Annotated in this window: 20 protein-coding genes; 9 read left to right on the forward strand and 11 right to left on the reverse strand. The window is 63.4% G+C overall.

Annotated features, from left to right (window positions below):
* Positions 1-75 precede the first annotated feature (75 nt).
* The 4 genes from AC0QUY_RS38510 (at position 76) to AC0QUY_RS38525 (ending at position 2,196) form a co-directional block, all read left to right on the forward strand.
* Positions 76-552: a hypothetical protein gene (locus tag AC0QUY_RS38510; RefSeq protein ID WP_161855725.1), complete on the forward strand. Its 477-nt coding sequence runs from the start codon at positions 76-78 to the stop codon at positions 550-552.
* Positions 553-705: 153 nt separating this feature from the next.
* Positions 706-891 carry a hypothetical protein gene (locus AC0QUY_RS38515; protein WP_161855726.1) on the forward strand — a complete coding sequence of 62 codons (186 nt, stop codon included), beginning with the start codon at positions 706-708 and terminating at the stop codon, positions 889-891.
* Between the two features lie 233 nt (positions 892-1,124).
* Positions 1,125-1,799, forward strand: coding sequence for a methyltransferase family protein (locus AC0QUY_RS38520; protein WP_475391191.1), 675 nt, complete (start codon positions 1,125-1,127; stop codon positions 1,797-1,799).
* 37 nt (positions 1,800-1,836) lie between these two features.
* Positions 1,837-2,196, forward strand: a complete 360-nt coding sequence (locus tag AC0QUY_RS38525; RefSeq protein ID WP_161855728.1) for a GFA family protein — start codon at positions 1,837-1,839, stop codon at positions 2,194-2,196.
* A 173-nt stretch (positions 2,197-2,369) separates the two neighbouring features.
* Here AC0QUY_RS38525 and AC0QUY_RS38530 read toward each other — a convergent pair whose 3' ends face one another.
* The gene (locus tag AC0QUY_RS38530; RefSeq protein WP_475391193.1) at positions 2,370-3,077 is read right to left on the reverse strand and encodes a glutathione S-transferase; all 708 of its coding nucleotides are present in this window, start codon (positions 3,075-3,077) and stop codon (positions 2,370-2,372) included.
* A gap of 207 nt (positions 3,078-3,284) precedes the next feature.
* Between AC0QUY_RS38530 and AC0QUY_RS38535 the strand changes: the two genes are divergently transcribed.
* Positions 3,285-3,692: a DUF3606 domain-containing protein gene (locus AC0QUY_RS38535; RefSeq protein WP_475391194.1), complete on the forward strand. Its 408-nt coding sequence runs from the start codon at positions 3,285-3,287 to the stop codon at positions 3,690-3,692.
* A 106-nt stretch (positions 3,693-3,798) separates the two neighbouring features.
* On the opposite strand, the gene AC0QUY_RS38540 is transcribed toward AC0QUY_RS38535, so the two are convergent.
* From AC0QUY_RS38540 to flgB, 10 genes are all read right to left on the reverse strand, one after another.
* Positions 3,799-4,074: a hypothetical protein gene (locus AC0QUY_RS38540; RefSeq protein ID WP_475391196.1), complete on the reverse strand. Its 276-nt coding sequence runs from the start codon at positions 4,072-4,074 to the stop codon at positions 3,799-3,801.
* 210 nt (positions 4,075-4,284) lie between these two features.
* Positions 4,285-4,968, reverse strand: a complete 684-nt coding sequence (locus AC0QUY_RS38545; RefSeq protein WP_475391200.1) for a lectin — start codon at positions 4,966-4,968, stop codon at positions 4,285-4,287.
* Between the two features lie 143 nt (positions 4,969-5,111).
* Entirely contained in the window at positions 5,112-6,101 is a 990-nt protein-coding gene (locus tag AC0QUY_RS38550; protein ID WP_475391203.1) for a Tim44 domain-containing protein, read from the reverse strand.
* 169 nt (positions 6,102-6,270) lie between these two features.
* The gene (cckA, locus tag AC0QUY_RS38555) at positions 6,271-8,838 is read right to left on the reverse strand and encodes a cell cycle histidine kinase CckA (protein ID WP_475391205.1); all 2,568 of its coding nucleotides are present in this window, start codon (positions 8,836-8,838) and stop codon (positions 6,271-6,273) included.
* A gap of 147 nt (positions 8,839-8,985) precedes the next feature.
* Positions 8,986-10,059, reverse strand: coding sequence for a flagellar biosynthesis protein FlhB (gene flhB, locus AC0QUY_RS38560; protein ID WP_475391207.1), 1,074 nt, complete (start codon positions 10,057-10,059; stop codon positions 8,986-8,988).
* A 98-nt stretch (positions 10,060-10,157) separates the two neighbouring features.
* Entirely contained in the window at positions 10,158-10,928 is a 771-nt protein-coding gene (fliR, locus tag AC0QUY_RS38565) for a flagellar biosynthetic protein FliR (protein WP_475391209.1), read from the reverse strand.
* Between the two features lie 14 nt (positions 10,929-10,942).
* The gene (gene fliQ, locus AC0QUY_RS38570) at positions 10,943-11,206 is read right to left on the reverse strand and encodes a flagellar biosynthesis protein FliQ (RefSeq protein ID WP_161855737.1); all 264 of its coding nucleotides are present in this window, start codon (positions 11,204-11,206) and stop codon (positions 10,943-10,945) included.
* Between the two features lie 133 nt (positions 11,207-11,339).
* The gene (fliE, locus tag AC0QUY_RS38575) at positions 11,340-11,651 is read right to left on the reverse strand and encodes a flagellar hook-basal body complex protein FliE (RefSeq protein ID WP_475391211.1); all 312 of its coding nucleotides are present in this window, start codon (positions 11,649-11,651) and stop codon (positions 11,340-11,342) included.
* Between the two features lie 16 nt (positions 11,652-11,667).
* Entirely contained in the window at positions 11,668-12,093 is a 426-nt protein-coding gene (gene flgC / locus AC0QUY_RS38580) for a flagellar basal body rod protein FlgC (RefSeq protein WP_161855738.1), read from the reverse strand.
* Positions 12,094-12,119: 26 nt separating this feature from the next.
* A complete protein-coding gene (gene flgB, locus AC0QUY_RS38585; RefSeq protein WP_475391213.1) occupies positions 12,120-12,530 on the reverse strand; it encodes a flagellar basal body rod protein FlgB in 411 nt (136 codons plus the stop codon).
* A 433-nt stretch (positions 12,531-12,963) separates the two neighbouring features.
* Between flgB and AC0QUY_RS38590 the strand changes: the two genes are divergently transcribed.
* From AC0QUY_RS38590 to AC0QUY_RS38605, 4 genes are all read left to right on the forward strand, one after another.
* Positions 12,964-14,016, forward strand: coding sequence for a flagellar biosynthetic protein FliO (locus AC0QUY_RS38590; protein WP_475391215.1), 1,053 nt, complete (start codon positions 12,964-12,966; stop codon positions 14,014-14,016).
* Positions 14,013-14,765: a flagellar type III secretion system pore protein FliP gene (gene fliP / locus AC0QUY_RS38595; RefSeq protein WP_475391217.1), complete on the forward strand. Its 753-nt coding sequence runs from the start codon at positions 14,013-14,015 to the stop codon at positions 14,763-14,765. Before AC0QUY_RS38590 ends, fliP begins: the two co-directional genes overlap by 4 nt.
* A 222-nt stretch (positions 14,766-14,987) precedes the next feature.
* Entirely contained in the window at positions 14,988-15,968 is a 981-nt protein-coding gene (locus tag AC0QUY_RS38600; RefSeq protein WP_161856819.1) for a GGDEF domain-containing protein, read from the forward strand.
* Between the two features lie 124 nt (positions 15,969-16,092).
* Positions 16,093-16,395, forward strand: a complete 303-nt coding sequence (locus AC0QUY_RS38605; protein ID WP_475391220.1) for a copper-binding protein — start codon at positions 16,093-16,095, stop codon at positions 16,393-16,395.
* The last annotated feature ends 259 nt before the right edge of the window (positions 16,396-16,654 follow it).

A 16,654-nucleotide genomic window follows, 5' to 3' on the forward strand; every position in this document is an offset into this window, starting at 1 on the left:
AGCAAGTTGACTTCCGCGCGCGGCCCTTGCAGGAAATCCGCACGCGGGATTCAATGGCGCAAAGGGGCATTCACAATGGCTTTGGGACCACAATTTCGCCGACCGACCTTGCTTGCCGCCACGCTGGCGCTGGTTGCGACGGTCGGCGCATCGCCGGCGCGGGCCGACCGCTGCGAGGACACCGCCAAGGAACTGAAGAACCAGATCGACGGCCTCAAGATCAGCATGAACACCGGCAACATGATTTATCTGGCGCATCCGGCGGCCAAGGAATTGTCGCTCGGCTGCCGCGGCCGCAATTATTCCGTCGAGCTCTACGCCAAGACCGACCGCAAGCCGAAACCCGAATTCTTCGCCCTCGTCGCGTCCGCCGGCGCCATCATCTTCACGATCCCGAAGCCCGACGTGGTGACCGGCTCCTCGCGCTGCATCAAGCGCATGGGCTTACTCCGCGGCGACAAGGTTTCCATGCGCTTTCGCCGCCTCAACATGGAATGCACGCGCACCAAGACCGAGGCTTCGATCGTGGTGACCCGTGGCAAGGACGAGTAGCCACTCCCGATCGGTCGCATTCTAACGATTCCGCGAGCCGTCCGTTCACCATCGGACGGGATTGACGGGGTCGGCGCGGGATTGCCGCGCGGGATTCACCAATCGTTCGTTTCATGCCGGCCAGTGTCGGAGGCAACCAAGAGGATGCTTCCGATGGATGTCTCTGCTGTTCCCGCAACGGTCGTGGTCAAGGCGCCTGAAGTTCCCGTGTTCAAGGCTCCCGACAAGACCCCCGACGTGCAGAACGGCGCCGCCGCCGACGGCACCCGCACGTCGCAGCCGACGCTCGTTGCCCCCCTGCCGCCCGGACAGGGAACGCGGATCGATCGGTTGGCTTGATCTCACAGCCCGCATGCTGTCGTCGCCCGCCTTGTGCGCAATTGCGCACTGGAGCGGGCGATCCAGTATTCCAGAGGCGTCAGCGATCCGATCAATAGGCCGCAGCGTACTGATACCCGCTTTCGCGGGTATGGCAGTCGCGCGAAAACGTGGTGCTTAACCTCCTACCAACGCCGCAAGTTTGCCGAACAATCGCGCGATCATGTTGACCGTGGGGCGAACGGAACCCGCGCATGATCGCAAGACTTCTGCTGCAAAACACCATCACTGTCGTCGTGCTCGGCGCACTGCTGTTCGCCTCGGCTGGGACGCTGGATTGGCCGGCGGCGTGGGCGTTCCTGGCCGTCAGCGCAATCATCGGCCCGGCCTGCGGATTATGGCTGGCAAAGACCGATCCCGCCCTGCTCGCCGAGCGGATGCGGCCGACGTTTCAGGCCGACCAGCCGGCCGCCGACAAGAAATTCATGCTTGTCTTCGTCCTGGTAGCGCTCATCTGGCTAATCGCCATCGGACTGGACCGGCGTGCGCATGCCTCCGACATTCCACTGGCGCTGCAAATGGTGGGGCTTGCGATGTACCTGCTCTCGACCGCCTTCATCATGTGGGTGTTCCGCGCAAATTCCTTTGCCGCGCCCGTCGTGAAGGTGCAGGCCGCGCGCCAGCATCACGTCGTCTCGAGCGGCCCCTATGCCTTCGTCCGCCATCCCATGTACAGCGGCATCATGCTGTTCTTCTTCGGGGTGCCGCTATTGCTGGGATCATGGTGGGGCGTGGCGACCGCGCCGGTATTCGCCGTGCTGTTCGCTATTCGCGCCCGCATTGAGGAGCGCGCCTTGGTCGAGGGGCTGCCCGGCTATGCTGACTATGCCGCGCGCGTGCGCTATCGTCTGGTGCCAGGCGTTTGGTGAGAGAAGGCTTTGGTGAGAGACCAGGAGGTGGACTCGGATGCCCGATAGCAAGACCTACACCGGCGGCTGCCATTGCGGCCAGGTGCGCTTCGAATGCACCAGTGACCTTGCGATGGTCACCGCGTGCAATTGCTCGATCTGCACCAAGAAGGGCCTGCACTTCACCTTCCTCGATCCGAAAAGCTTTCATCTTCGCGCCGGCGAAGAAAATCTGAAGGAATACCTCTTCAACAAGCACGCCATCCACCACCAGCTCTGCGTCGATTGCGGCGTCGACGTCTTCGCGCGTGGCAAGAAGCCCGACGGCAGCGACGTGGTGGCGCTCAATGTGAGCTGCATCGACGGCATCGAACTGTCGAAGCTGGAGATGACGCCGGTGGATGGCAGGAGCTTGTGACTACTACTCGTCATGCCCGGGCTTGACCCGGGCATCCACGTCTTGGCGACATCAGCAAGCAAAGCGTGGATGGCCGGGTCCCGTCTCCGCCAAGGCCATGAGTGTGATCGGCTCGCTGAAGCCTTAGCGAAGGCGGTAAGCCCGGGCATGACGAACGAGAGAGCTAGGAAGCCTCACCCATCCAGCGCCTTGTACCTGCGGAAAATCCCCTCCTCGTTGAACGCAATCCGCCGGTCGCTCGCCAGATACGCCTTGATGTTCGGCCGCGCCGCAACGCGGTCGCGCAATTCGACCAGGCCCGGAATCTTCCGCTCGAACGCTTTCATCCGTTTCGGAAAGGCGTAGCGCAGTCCCTCGACGATCTGGAACAGCGACAGGTCGACGTAAGTGAGGCGGCGGCCGGTGATGTAGGTGCCGCCATTGGCTGCGAGCAGGTCCTCGAAGTATCCGAGATATTTCGGCACGCGTGCCTTCCAGAACTCATCGGTACGTTTCTTCGCCGGCGCTTTCTGGTCCTCGTAGTACAGCGAGGGCCCGAGCGGATGATGGGTGTCGTGAACTTCCAGCACCAGATCGGCGATCGTGAGCTGCAACTGATGCACCCAGAGTTTGCCGGCCTCCGATTTCGGCGCCAACCCGTGCCGTGATCCCAGATAGAGAAGGATGTTGGCGGTCTGCCCGATCACGAGCTTTCCGTCTTTGAGGAACGGCGGCGCGAAGGGCGGCGCTCCCTTCCGCGTTTCCATCATTCGCATCATTGCGGCCATGCCGTTGCCACGGCGCGCGACATCGGCGTAGCGGGCGCCCGCCTCCTCCAACGCGAGGCGAACATATTCGCCGCGGCCTTGAATCATCGGCCAGTAATAGAGCTCGTAACGCATCGATGGCACCTCCGCTGCCGGCTTTGACCGATATAACAAATCATCCCGCGGTTCGTTCGTCACGCTAAACGGTGTGCCCGTGCAACCGTCGCAGCATGAACGCGGCGCGTAGATCTCCACAGATCCGAATCTGTCCGAATGCGAGCGGGCGTGTTAGGTTGCTTCGTGTTTCAAGCGTCGATTTTCTCAACACGACAGGAGAATGGGATGGCGGACAACAAGAAGAAGCGCGGCGGGACGGATCGTGGGCTGATCGCATTGAGCGAGCCTTACGAGGTCGCTTATTGGTCGAAGAAGTTCAAGATCACGCCGGCCAAACTGAAGTCCGCCGTCAAGAAAGCGGGACGCTCCGCGAAGAACGTCGAAGCCTACATCAAGCTGCAGAAGCACAAGGCCTCCGACAGGGCACGGATCGCGGTGAGCCAGCCCTATGAAGTCAGCTACTGGTCGAAGAAGTTCAAGGTCACGCCCGCCAAACTAAAAGCCGCAGTCGCCGTTGTCGGGCATTCATCGAAAGCAGTCGGCGCCCATCTCGCCAAGGGTAAGGCTGCGAAGAAGTCGAAGAAGAGCGCCAGTAAAACGACAAGGAAGCGCGCAAAGAAAAAGGCCGCCTAGAGGCGGCCTTTATCACGAGACCTTCGCATCGGCATCAGCGCCGATCGCCGGGTACGTCGTCGACCTGGGCGATGCGTGAGGATCGCTCAGTAGCCGCAGGTCGGCCTTAATCGTCGTCATCGTGCCAGCGGCGCATCGTGCGATGGCCGTAGCGTTCGCGGACAATGCTCCGCATGTATGGTCGTCCGCGATCAGCGTCGATGCGGACGCTGCGCCGCTCGTAAATTGTCCGCCTACGGCCATCGTCGGTCGTGATCGTATCGACGCGGGTGTGAACGCCGTTCGACGAGTTGGAGCTGGAATTCGACGACGTGTTGCCGGCCAGCGCCACCGTCGTCGGCGCCAAGACGGTCAAAATTGACGCGACAAGCAGTCGTTTCATGGCAAAGCCTCCGATTCCGATCAAAACTCGCCAGACAATCAGGAGTTCCGCAATCGATTGCCGGGATTGCCCGAATTAGAAAGTAGCCCGCATGAGTTCCGCGACCGCCCAAATCCTTGCGCGGCTTATTGGAGGGCAAACCGGCCGTTACCCCATCTATGTCAAATCTCCCTCTCCGGGGAGAGGTGATCTTGGCGAACCTGCCGCCTGTCAATTCGCCGCGAAGCAATACATCAGCCCGTCGCCGCCGGTGCTCTTCAGGTCGGCCTGTGAGCAGCCGCCATCCGGGCCGCGCGAGGGGTGCGACGTGTTCCAGGACTTTGACGGCTCATCGTCGCGCAGACCCTTGCGGTCGAAATGGCCGACCATCGCGGCGCCTTGCGTGCTGCTCGTCCAGTTTTTGCAGGTGCGGTCCTCGCCGGCCGCAAACGCGGTGCCGTCCGCCTGCGATCCCGTCAGCACATCATGGCGGTTCGGCGAGTCGCCGGCACCGCTGATGACCTCGCCCTTTTCGGAGAGCGCGGTCTGCTTGGTGAGGTTGTTGCTGGCGCTGTGGAGATCGGCGACGTCCTTGGCGACCACGACGCCCTTGGCATTCTTCCACGGCCCCTTGCCAATGCGATCGCGCGCATTGACGGCAGGCTGACCGTCGGCGGCCTGCGTCGAGAGATAGGCGCGCCAGGTCTTGCCGCCCGCGCCAGCTGCCTGCGCTAACGTCTGGCAATGATTGTCGGCGCCGGCGAGCCCGCCGAGATTGCCGCCATTGCCGATGCCGTTGCTGGTCAGGAAGAAGCTGGTATCGGCCGATTGCGCCTGCGCGGGCGCGCTGGCGAGAGCCGATATGGCGGCAAGCGCAAAGCATGCCGGCGAGATGATTCTGACGAAGCTCTTCATCTGGTTTCTCCCTTTTGTTTTTGGTTCGTTGTCATCAACACGTCGCGGCAGGCATTATTCCGGCGCGAGATCAAGCTGGCATCCCGCAAAGAAAAAGGCGCCGCGGATCGAACCGCAGCGCCTTCGTCATGATGTTCGGGCGATTAGCTGGTCTGCTGGATCGCCGAGAGTTCCCAATCGCTGCCACGACGGCGGGCGAAGGTCCAGACCTCGGTGGCTTCGGTCGGGGTTTCGCTGCCCGCGACCAGACGGCCGGTGGTGCGCTCCAGAGTCTTGTCAACCAGCGAGAACCGCATCGCCACGCTGGCGTAGTCGGTTTCGCCTTCGCGCCAGGCTTCCGCGAGGTCGCCCTGCAACAGCTTGACGTCGGACACCTTGTTGACGTCGTTGTTGGCCTTGTTCGCTTCGAGATCCTTGGAGAAGTAGGACACCATCTCCGGCGTCGCCAGCGTATGAAGCTTTGCGACGTCCTCGTTCGACCACGCGGCCTGGACTTCGCCGAGCAGACGCTCGAACGCTTCATAGTCAGCCGGCTGGATTTCCAGCGCCGGCTGGCTCGATCCCAGCCCAAAGCCGCCCAGTCCGGAGCGGAAGCTGCTCTGAGCACCGGGGCCTTCGGCAGGCCCACCGGGGGCCGGCCCGTTCGCGTAGGCGGACGCCGGCGTATGGCGGCGCTGCCACCACGACATTGCCAGCCGCACCACGATCACGATGAGGGCGATCTGCAGCAGGAGGCCGATGATCGACGACAAGCCGCCGAGGCCGGAGAACAACCCGCCGCCGAACAGCATGCCAAGCAGGCCGGCGCCAAGGAAGCCCGCGGCGAGACCGCCGAGCATGCCCATGCCGGGCCGGTTGAAGAAGCCGCCCTTATTGGCCGCGCCAGCAGCCGCCGGTGCGCCCACTCCGGGCGTGCCCGGCTGGGTAAAGGTACGGTTCATGGGTTGCGCCGTGCCCGGAGCGGTGGTCGTGCTCGGTGGCGCAGAATAGGTCTTCGATCCCCGCGAACCCGAGCTGCCGCCGCCGCCAACGCGGGCGTCAGCCGCCGAGATCGTGATCGCCAAGGGAACCGCCACCGACAGGACAATGGCGAAAGCCCTTACAATTCCGCGCGCAGTCTGCGTGAAATTCATATCTTTTTCCTCATTCCCCTCCATGGGGAAGTGCCCCTAAGATGGGCAGAGCCAATCAAAAGTGAAGCAAATATCAGGAACTACGGCTGCGGCCCTCAGTCGCGGGGATGTGACGATTTGGCCGTGAACTCCGCGTTCACCATGCGCAGGCAGGCTTTCGGCCAGGCTTTTACGTGGCCGTCATCGTCTCCTTGACCTTTTCCACCAGCGCGCTGAGCGCGAACGGTTTTGGCAGGAAGGCGAACTGCTCGTTTTCCGGCAGGCTCTTGTCGAAGGCCTCTTCGGCGTAGCCGGAGACGAAGATGATCTTGAGGTTCGGGTTGCGCTTGCGCATTTCGCGCAACAGCGTCGGGCCGTCCATTTCCGGCATCACGACATCGGAGACAACGAGATCGACGGCGCCGTCCTTTTCGTCGAGCGCCTCCATTGCCTCGATGCCGTTGGAGGCTTCGATCACGCTGTAGCCGCGCGAACGAAGCCCGCGCGCGTTCAGCGAGCGCAGGCCGTCCTCGTCCTCCACCAGCAGGATGGTGCCCTGCCCGGTCAGATCGGGCCGCGGCTTCGGCGGCTCGGCCGCGCCTTCCTTGGCCGCGCCATTAGCGGCCGCCGCCTCCGGCTGCGCTTCCAGTTCGGGCCGGTGACGCGGCAGGAAGATGCGGAACGTGGTGCCTTCGCCAGGCGTGGAGTCGACATAGACGAAGCCGCCGGTCTGCTTGACGATGCCGTAGACCGTCGAGAGGCCGAGCCCGGTGCCCTTGCCGACTTCCTTGGTCGAGAAGAACGGCTCGAAAATCTTGTCGACGATGTCGGGTGGGATTCCGGTGCCGGTATCGGAGATGTCGATCCGCACGTAATCGGCGTCCGGCATGCCCTTGTGCGAAAGCTGCGCGGCTTCGTCCGCCGTCACATTGGCGGTCCGCACCGTCAGCTTGCCGCCATCTGGCATCGCGTCGCGTGCGTTGACCGCGAGATTGACGACGACCTGCTCGAACTGCGAGACGTCGACCTTGACCGGCCAGAGGTCGCGGCCATGCACGAGGTCGAGCTTGACCTTTTCGCCGATCAGCCGCCGCAGCAGCATGGTGAGATCGGAAAGCGCGTCGCCGAGGTCGAGCACCTGCGGCCGCAGCGTCTGGCGGCGCGAGAACGCGAGCAGTTGCCGCACCAGCGTCGCGGCGCGGGTCGCGTTCTGCTTGATCTGCATGATGTCCTGGAACGACGGATCGGTCGGCTTGTGCGCATTCAGCAGGAAGTCGTTCGCCATCATGATGGCGGAGAGCACGTTGTTGAAATCGTGCGCGATGCCGCCGGCGAGCTGGCCGACCATGTCCATCTTCTGCGACTGGTTGATCTGGTTTTCCAGCGTGCGCCGCTCGGTGGTCTCCAGGAGGTAGACGATCGCGGCCTCGGTGTCGCGCTCGTCCTCCTCGACCGCGGTGACGAAGAACTGCCCCCAGCGCTCCTTGGCGCCGTCGAGCATGGCCTCGACGGGCGCGATGTCGCCCTGCCCTTCGGCGGCCTGGTTGATCGCCGCGATCAAAAGGCCGCGGTCGCGCGCATTCACGGTGCGGAAGATCGACTTGTTGGCCGCACCATCAGGGCTGAGATTCTGGGCCAGCTTGGCGAAGCGGGCATTGGCGCGGACGACAGCGCCGCCGCGGTCCACCGTCGCAATCGCCATCGGCGTATGGTCGAAGAACCGCATGAAGCGGACTTCGGCGGCGCGCTCGGGGTCGGAATGTTCGTCGCGCGCGCGGCTGATCACCAGCGTGCGCGACGAGCCCGGTGAGCCGTCGGCGCCGAAGGCGAGCTTGTGATAGAGCCGCACCGGCATGGTCTTGCCGCCGCGCATGCGCAGGTCGATGTCGAACACTTCGGTTTTGACTTCGCCCGGCACCGCCACGATCGAGGTCAGAAGCGACGCGCCGTCGCCGGAGACGATATCGGAGAGCTTCAGCCCGCCGGACCCGATCTCGGCGAGATCGTAATCCAGCCAGTTCGCCAGCGTGGCGTTGACATAGATGACGTCGCCGGCCGGATTGACCGAGAAGAAGCCGCATGGCGCGTGGTCGAGATATTCGATCGCATGCTGCAGCTCCCGGAACACATCCTCCTGGCGCTCGCGGTCCCGCGTGATGTCGGCGATCGACCACACCGCATATTTGGCTTCGCGCTTGTTCTGGCCGAGCGGCCGCACCCGCATCCGCAGCCAGCGGCCCTGCGCACCGTCGGAGCCGGCGATGCGGACCTCCTCCTGCTGCCGCTTGCCTTCGCGGGCGGCCTTGAGCAGGCGGAATACGGCCTCCGAGACGTCGGGATTGCCGATGAAGACGCGCTCGACCGGCCGCACGTCCTGCCGGCTCGCGGCCCCGGTCAGCGCCAGATAGGCGGCGTTGGAATAGACCACGTGGCCCTTGGGGTCGGTTACCGCCAGCCCGTCATGGGCGTGATCGGCGATACGGCTCATTACGGGGTCGTCGGAGGTGCGGTCCGTGAAACGGACGATGCCGGCGGCAAAGGCGAACAGGTTGAACAGGCCGACCATGGCGAGCAACGCCAGCACACCCAGGATATAGGGCTGGGCCTGGGCTCGGCCGATGGTCATCAGCGCGATTGCCACCGCCACAATGCCGGCGGCCACCAGCAGCACCAGCATGATGCTACCTCCCCGCCGCGCCGGTTCGTGGGCCGCGAAGGGCTCGGTAGGCGGACGGCGGCTGTCGGTTTCGGCGGTCATCTGAAGAGGCGCTGCCCTTCGGCAAAGAGGAGACGGGCGGATTCGCACGCCCCTCCTGAGTGCCTGAATCGGACCTGCAAGTGCAAGTCCATCAGGCGGTTATTTGACAGGTTGAAGGCATTTCAAGGCGTTTTCCAGCGGTTCCCATCACATTCTCCGGCTGCCAAGCCCGTTCTTGAGGCGCATGACGTAGCCGATGATCTCGGCGACCGCGTGATAGTGCTCGACCGGAATCTCCTCGTCGATGTCGACGGTGGCATGGAGCGCGCGCGCCAGCGGCACGTTCTCCACGATAGGAATGTCGTGTTTCTTGGCGATTTCCCGGATCTTGAACGCGACGTTGTCGACGCCCTTGGCGACGCAGACCGGCGCCGACATGCCGCGCTCGTAGGACAGCGCCACCGAATAGTGGGTCGGGTTGGTGATGACGACGCTGGCGTTGGGAACAGCGGCCATCATGCGCTTCTTCATGCGCTGCTGGCGCAACTGCCGGATCTTGCCCTTGATGTGGGGGTCGCCTTCGGACTGCTTGAACTCGTCCTTGATCTCCTGCAGGGACATCTTCTGGCGCTCGAACCACTGCCGGTACTGGAAAAAGTAATCGGCGATCGCGACCGCGGCCAGCATCGCCACCACTGCGCCCATCAACTGCAGCGTCAAGTTGGTCGTGACGCCGAGGATCGCCGAAGGATCGAACCGCAGGAACGATTCGAGCCGAAGACGCTCGGGCCACAGCACCGCCATCATGACAGCGCCGAGCGCGATCAGCTTGAACAGGCCCTTTAAGAAATTCGCCAGCGCCTGCTTGCCGAAGATGCGCTTCAGACCGGCGCCTGGAGATACCTTGCTGAACTTCGGCTTGAGCGATTCCGACGACCACACCAGCCGGTGCTGGATCATGTTGCCGGCGATCGCGGCAAGCGCCAGCATCAACAGCGGCACGCCGATCGCGCCGAGCACGGCATAGCCCAGCGTATTGCCGAGCGCGAGCAGCGCCGCGCCATCGGTGCGGAGCTGGCCCGCATTGGCGATCAGGTTGCGCAGTGGCATCAGGATGCCGCCGCCGATCGACCCCGAGAACGTCGACAATATCAGCGTGGCGCCCGCGATGATGAACCAGGTGTTGACCTCCTGGCTCTTGGCGACGTCGCCCTTCTCCAGCGCATCGTCGAGACGTTTTTGCGTAGGGTCTTCTGTTTTGTCGTCGGAATCGTCGGCCATCTCGGCGCTCTAGCTTCTTGTTTGAGCATGGTTTCCGCGCAAACGCGATCCGCGTTTGTCGCGAGGGAAAACCAGTACCCGCGTTTTCGGATCAAGCTTTACTTCAGCGGCGTCAGCTCGTGCATCACGCCGATGAAGTAGTTGAGATAGGTTCCCATCATCGCCGACAGGACGAGGCCGAAGATCAGGAATCCGATCATGATCGACAGCGGAACGCCGACGAAATAGACCTGCATCGCCGGCATCAGCCGCGCCAGCACGCCAAGGCCGATGTTGAAGACGAGACCAAACACCAGGAATGGCGCGGAGAGCTGCATGCCGATCTTGAAGGCGGTGGCGAAGGCGCGCGTGGCAAGCGCCGCCACATCGCCGCTCGACATCAATTCGCCCGGCGCGAAGATCCGGTAGCTCTCGTTCAGCGCTGCGATGACGAGGTGATGGGTGTCGGTGGCAAACAGCAGCGTCATGCCGAGAATGGAGAGGAAGTTGCCGATCAGAACGCCCTGCTGTCCCTGCGTCGGATCGACGGCGGTGACGAAGCCGAGGCCGAGCTGCTGGGCGATCACCGAGCCCGCCACCGCAAGCGCAGCCAGCGTCACGCGCGCGGTGGCGCCGAGCACGATGCCGATGACGATCTCGTGCACCATCAGCACGCCCAGCGAACTCATCGAGGTCAGGTCGACCTGATAGGCGGCGCGGTGCAGCGGCAGGATGATCAGCGTCAGGAGAAGCGCGATCCCAAGCTTGATCCGCACCGGGATGTTGCTCTCGCCGAACCCCGGCAACAGCATAACCATCGCGCCCACGCGGGCGAACACCAGCATAAAGGTGGCGGCAAGGGCCGGCAGCAGGGATATGTCGACGCGCATTCATCGACAATGCATCAACCGCCTATGATTCGCGACGATATCCGCATCATGTAGCCGTGCAGTGAATCCGCCATGAACGGCAACGCCAGCAATAGCGTGACGAAGATCGCGAGGATCTTCGGCACGAAGATCAGCGTCTGTTCCTGGATCTGGGTCAGCGCCTGGAATAGCGACACCACGACGCCGACCACGAGGCCGATCACCATCAAGGGCGATGATACCACCACGATGGTCCAGATCGCATCGCGCGCCACGTCGAGGGTTTCGGCACCGGTCATTGCAAACCTTCCTTGTTCGAGCTCCCCACCGTCATTGCGAGGAGCGAAGCGACGAAGCAATCCATCTTTCTGCGACACGATGGATTGCTTCGCTTCGCTCGCAATGACGAATCTCATGATGTCCCAGCAGACGTCAGATCGGCATCTTCATGATGTCTTCATACGACTGGATCACGCGGTCGCGCACCGACACCAGCGTCGAGACCGCGACGTCGGTTTCCGCCACCGCCGTCACCACGTCCATGACGTTGGCCTTGCCGGAGGTCATCGCCATGGCCTGCGAGTCGGATTTCTTGCCGGCCTCCAGCACGCTTCCGACGGCATCCTTCAGCAGCGCGCTGAAGGATGGGCCGCCGGTGGACTGGTTGCCCTTCTCGGCGCCGCCGGTCTCCACGATGCGCGAAAGCGCGGCGTAGGCATTTGCTGCAACGGATGGTGAAGCCATTTTCTATGGTTCCTGTTCAAGCCTTGAGGATGTCGAGCGTGCGTTGAATCATCCGGCGCGTGGCGCTGATGATGTTGAGGTTGGCCTCGTAGGACCGCTGCGCCTCGCGCATATCGGTCATTTCGACCAGCGGATTGACGTTCGGATATTTGACGTGACCGGCCGCATCCGCCGCCGGATTGCTTGGCTCGTGCTTGACGCGAAACGCGGACTGGTCGGTCCTGACCTTGCCGAGCGTCACCACCCTTGCATCCAGCGTGCGATCGAGCGCGGAGGAAAAGGTCGGCACCTTGCGGCGATAGGGATCGCCGCCAGCCGTCGGCGACGTCGAGTCCGCATTGGCGATGTTTTCCGAGATCACCCGCATCCGTCCCGCCTGCGCGCGCAGGCCGGAGGTCGCGATACTCATCGAGCGGGCGAAATCGCTTGCCTCATCTGCCATGATCCGGTTCTCCTAATCGGGCTGCGTCAGCGTTTACCGATGGCGGTTTTGAGCAGGCCGAGGCTGCGGGTGTAGAGCGACGTGGCGGCGGCATAGTCCATCTGGTTGGCCGAGACCTTCAGCATCTGGTCTTCGAGGTTGACCGCATTGCCGGCAGGCTTGGTCAGGAAGCCGCTCTTGCCGCCGTCCCCCCTGAAACTCTGTCCGCCGCCGGAGACGGCCATATGGGTCGCGCTGGTGCGCATCATGGCCAGCGAACCCATCGCGCCGCCGACATTCGCGCCCTTGTTGTCGAACTTCGGTTCGACCAGGTCGCTCGGCCTGAAATTCGGGGTGTTGGCGTTGGAGACGTTTTCGGCGAGCACGCGCTGGCGCTCCTGGTGCCACTGCATCTTGGTTCGCAGCGCCGACAGGATCGGAAGATCGTTGATGGCCATCGAGCTGTTCCCCGTTAACCTCTGGCGGCCGCCGCGAGGTAGGCAGAATTTGCCCGGCGTATGGTTAACGGCTGGTTAAAATCGCCCACGGAGGACCTCGGACAGCAGCGAATGCCGGCTGTGGCGACCAAACGAGCGCATTTTCGCCACGAAAACTGCGTTAACCAGCAGCTACCAACGCGACTTGGGGCGCTCAGAAGTCGTTTTGGCTCAAGCGATTCTTGGTCTATTAATTAACCGGACGGCGGCGCTCGCCGCGGGGAATTAAGGATTAAGGCTGATCTCGGGCGTGATTCGCCAACTGCGGATCGCTTCGGGGCATGGTCAGGATGGCGGGAATCGTGTTCCCGGGGAACATGCTCGGACGGGAAGACCGAAGACCGCACTCGTCGAAGCCAGCATCAGAGAACGGCTCGTGGCCGGGGACTAAAGAATGCAGACACTGACATTCCTCTTCGCATTCATCGCCGTTCTGGCGCTGATCGGCGTGGCCGCATGGCTGGTTCGTCGCTTCGCCAACAACCGCCTCGGCGCCAACACCCAGCGCGGACGGATGCCGCGGCTTGCCGTGATCGACGCCGCCGCCGTGGACGGCCGCCGGCGCCTCGTGCTGGTTCGGCGCGACAATGTCGAGCACCTCCTGATGATCGGCGGTCCCAGCGACATCGTGGTCGAGCCCAACATCGTGCGCGCGATGCCCAACCGCGAGCAGATGGCGCCGCGTCCGGCGGTCACCGAGCAGCCGCCGCGGATTGCGCCGCTGCCCGACGCGGCCTGGAGCGAAGAGGCGGCAAGGTCCGATGTGCGATCGACCGACGGCTTCGATCATCCCGCCGAACCGCAGATGCCGGAGCCGCCGCCGCGCCCCGCGCGTCCCTCCTTCGCCGACGAACTCCGCCGCCCCGCCCCGACGCCGGAGCGTCGCGGCGATCCATTGACGGGCTTTGCGCCGGAATCGATCAGCGGCCGGCCCGAATCCGGTCCGCCGCGCCTGACCCGGTCCGAACCGCTGATGCCCCGGCCGCAGCGCGAGTTGGCCAAGGCACCGCCAGTCCGCGAGGCACCGCCAGTTCGTGAAGCACCGCCGGCCCGCGACCCAGCGTCAGTCCGCGAGGCACCGATAGCCCGCGAAGCACCGCCTATTCGTGAGGTGCTGCCCGTCCGCGAGGCACCGGCCCGCGCGCCGGAACGCGCAGCCGCGCCGCCGCCACCGCCACCTCCACCGCCGGCCCCACCGCCTTCCAGTGCCGACCAGAATCTCGCCGAGATGGCGCAGCGGCTGGAAGCCGCCCTGCGCCGGCCGGCCGAACCTGTGGCCCCGCCGGTTGCGCCGGAAACGCCGCCGGCCCGTACCGCCCGCAGCGAGCCCCCCGCTCCCGCTCCGCCCGCTCCCGCTCCGCCCACCCCCGCTCCGCAGAAGAGCGGCTTCGAAAATCTCGAAGACGAGATGGCGTCCCTGCTAGGCCGGCCGAAGAACCCTTCGTGAGGCCGGCGACTTCTCCGCGTAGAGTTTTATTTTTCTTAATCCTGACCGCCGCCGGATCGCTCGCCGATCCGGCGCTGGCGCAGGATATCAGCATCAATCTCGGCCAGGGCGGCGGCGTCACCGAGCGCGCGATCCAGTTGATCGCGCTGTTGACGGTGCTGTCGATCGCGCCATCGATCCTGATCATGATGACGTCGTTCACGCGGATCGTCGTCGTGTTGTCGCTGCTGCGCACCGCGCTTGGTACTGCGACGGCCCCACCCAACTCCGTGATCATTGCGCTCGCAATGTTCCTGACCGCGTTCGTGATGGGCCCCGTCCTGCAGAGGTCCTATGACGACGGCATCAAGCCTCTGGTCGCCAACCAGATCGGCGTCGAGGAAGCACTGCAAAAGGCTTCGGTGCCGCTGCGCGGCTTCATGCAGAAGAACGTCCGCGAAAAGGATCTGAAGCTGTTTGTGGACCTCTCGGGTGAGCCGCCGCCGGCCACACCGGAAGATCTCTCGCTGCGGATTCTGGTCCCGGCCTTCATGATCTCCGAACTGAAGCGCGCCTTCGAGATCGGCTTCCTGCTGTTCCTCCCCTTCCTGATCATCGACCTCGTGGTTGCATCCGTCCTGATGTCAATGGGTATGATGATGCTGCCGCCGGTCGTCGTGTCTTTGCCGTTTAAGTTAATCTTTTTCGTGCTGGTGGACGGCTGGACGCTGGTCGCGGGCAGCTTGGTACAGAGTTACGGCGCTAGTTAGCGGCGAATTCCGCCGGTTCCACAACCGAATAGGTCAACATTCATTACGTATTTGCAGCGGAGTTTCCCAGCGAATTTAAGCTGAGATTAGTTCCTTCGTGCACAATGGCAGCCAGGGAACAGACATACAAACGCATCACCGGGTCAGACGATGGCAGGCCAGCCGATCGGCGAGATGGACGTCGAATACGCCACGACGATTGCGGACCGGGCTATTCGGTTGATGTCGCAGCAGTCCGTTCCTGCCACCCCGTCCAATTTTGCCGTCTGGTTCGAGTATTCGCTCGGCAGCTCGCTGGCGCTGCGAAAGACCATCGACATCCTGATCGCGGGCAAGCGCAAGTTCGACGCTGCGACCAACCACGAGCTCTATATTACCTATGTGGCGCCGCAGTCCGCAGCCGACCCGCTGGGTGACCTGCCCGAGCAGCTGAGCGGCCTGATCGCCACCGCCCAGCAATTCCTCAACACCGCGGTCACCGACAACCAGACCCACATCAAGGCGCTCGGCGAGGTGTCTTCCGAAGCCGCCACCAGCGATCCCCGGACGATCATTTCGAAGCTGGTTGACGAATTGTCAAAGGCGACGGCGCGGGCCGCGACGCTGGAGGCGAACTTCGCCGCCACGTCCGAGGAACTCGACAGCATCCGCGACTCCCTGAAGGCGGCCGAGCAGCGCTCCAACACCGATGCGCTGACCGGACTGGCCAACCGGCACTCGATGGATGAATTTCTCCGCCTCGCCCAGATCGCTGCGATGGAAAAGGACGAGGCGCTCAGCGTCTTCCTGATCGACATCGATCACTTCAAGAAATTCAACGACGATTACGGCCATCAGGTCGGCGATCAGGTGCTTCGGCTTGTGGCCAAGGTGCTGCAGGAAGGCGTTCGCGAAGTCGATCTGGCAGCCCGCTACGGCGGCGAGGAATTGATCGCGGTGCTGCCGGGCGCCGATCTCGAGGCTTGTACGTCGGTCGCCGAGCGCATTCGCCGCCGCATTGCCGAAGCGAAGCTGACCCGCCGCGCAACCGGCAAGGAAATCGGAAGCATCACGGTTTCGATCGGGGTGTCGCAATTCCGTCTCGCCGAATCGGCCGAGGCCATGATCGAGCGCTGCGACCGCGGGCTGTATCAAGCCAAGCGGCTCGGCCGCAACCGCACGGTAACGGAAACCGAACTCGAGCCCGAGGCCGGCGCGGCCTAGAGCTTCAATCGCCAGCGGAAGAAAGGCCGCAATGCCTCTCGGGCGCGGAACTAATGCCGCAATTCCGGCTTATCGTAGACGCCCTACAGCCGGGAGTGTTTCCATGAAATTCGCAGGGATGATTATGGCCGCCACCGCGGCCCTTAGCATCGCCAGTACGTCGGTTCTTGCCCAGCAAGCGCGGACCGGAATGGTGACCCGAATAGACCGTATCAGCGGCACGATCACGATCAAGGATATGCCTGATGGCACCACCGGCGCGAATGCCGGCGCCGCGAGCGAAGAATTCAAGATCCAGGATGGCGCGCGGCTGAATGTGCTGCACGCCGGCGACAGGGTCACTTTCGCTATTAGCGATACGGCGGGCACCAAGACCATCACCAAGATCGATAAGGCGGACGCCGTCACCAAGATCGACAAGAAGTGAGGCGATCACGAAGCGGCATCCCGCTTCGTGAGTGTCGCTTCGATTGGAGAACAGCGAGGCCCGGAGTGCCCTTAGCAAGCTGTCGTTTCTTCGAAACGCCAATCTTGACTGGGGGGAGTCCGGGCCTCGTAACTAAAGCGCGATGGCATTAGGTTGATAGCCTGAATTTTTGAGGTAGTTGGCGCATTCTTCGGGTGTGAAGGCGTCGAGGGCCTCACCGATGGCGGTGCAGACCGTATCGACGGTTCGGGCGGCAGCC

Source organism: Bradyrhizobium sp. WYCCWR15520, from assembly GCF_056174665.1.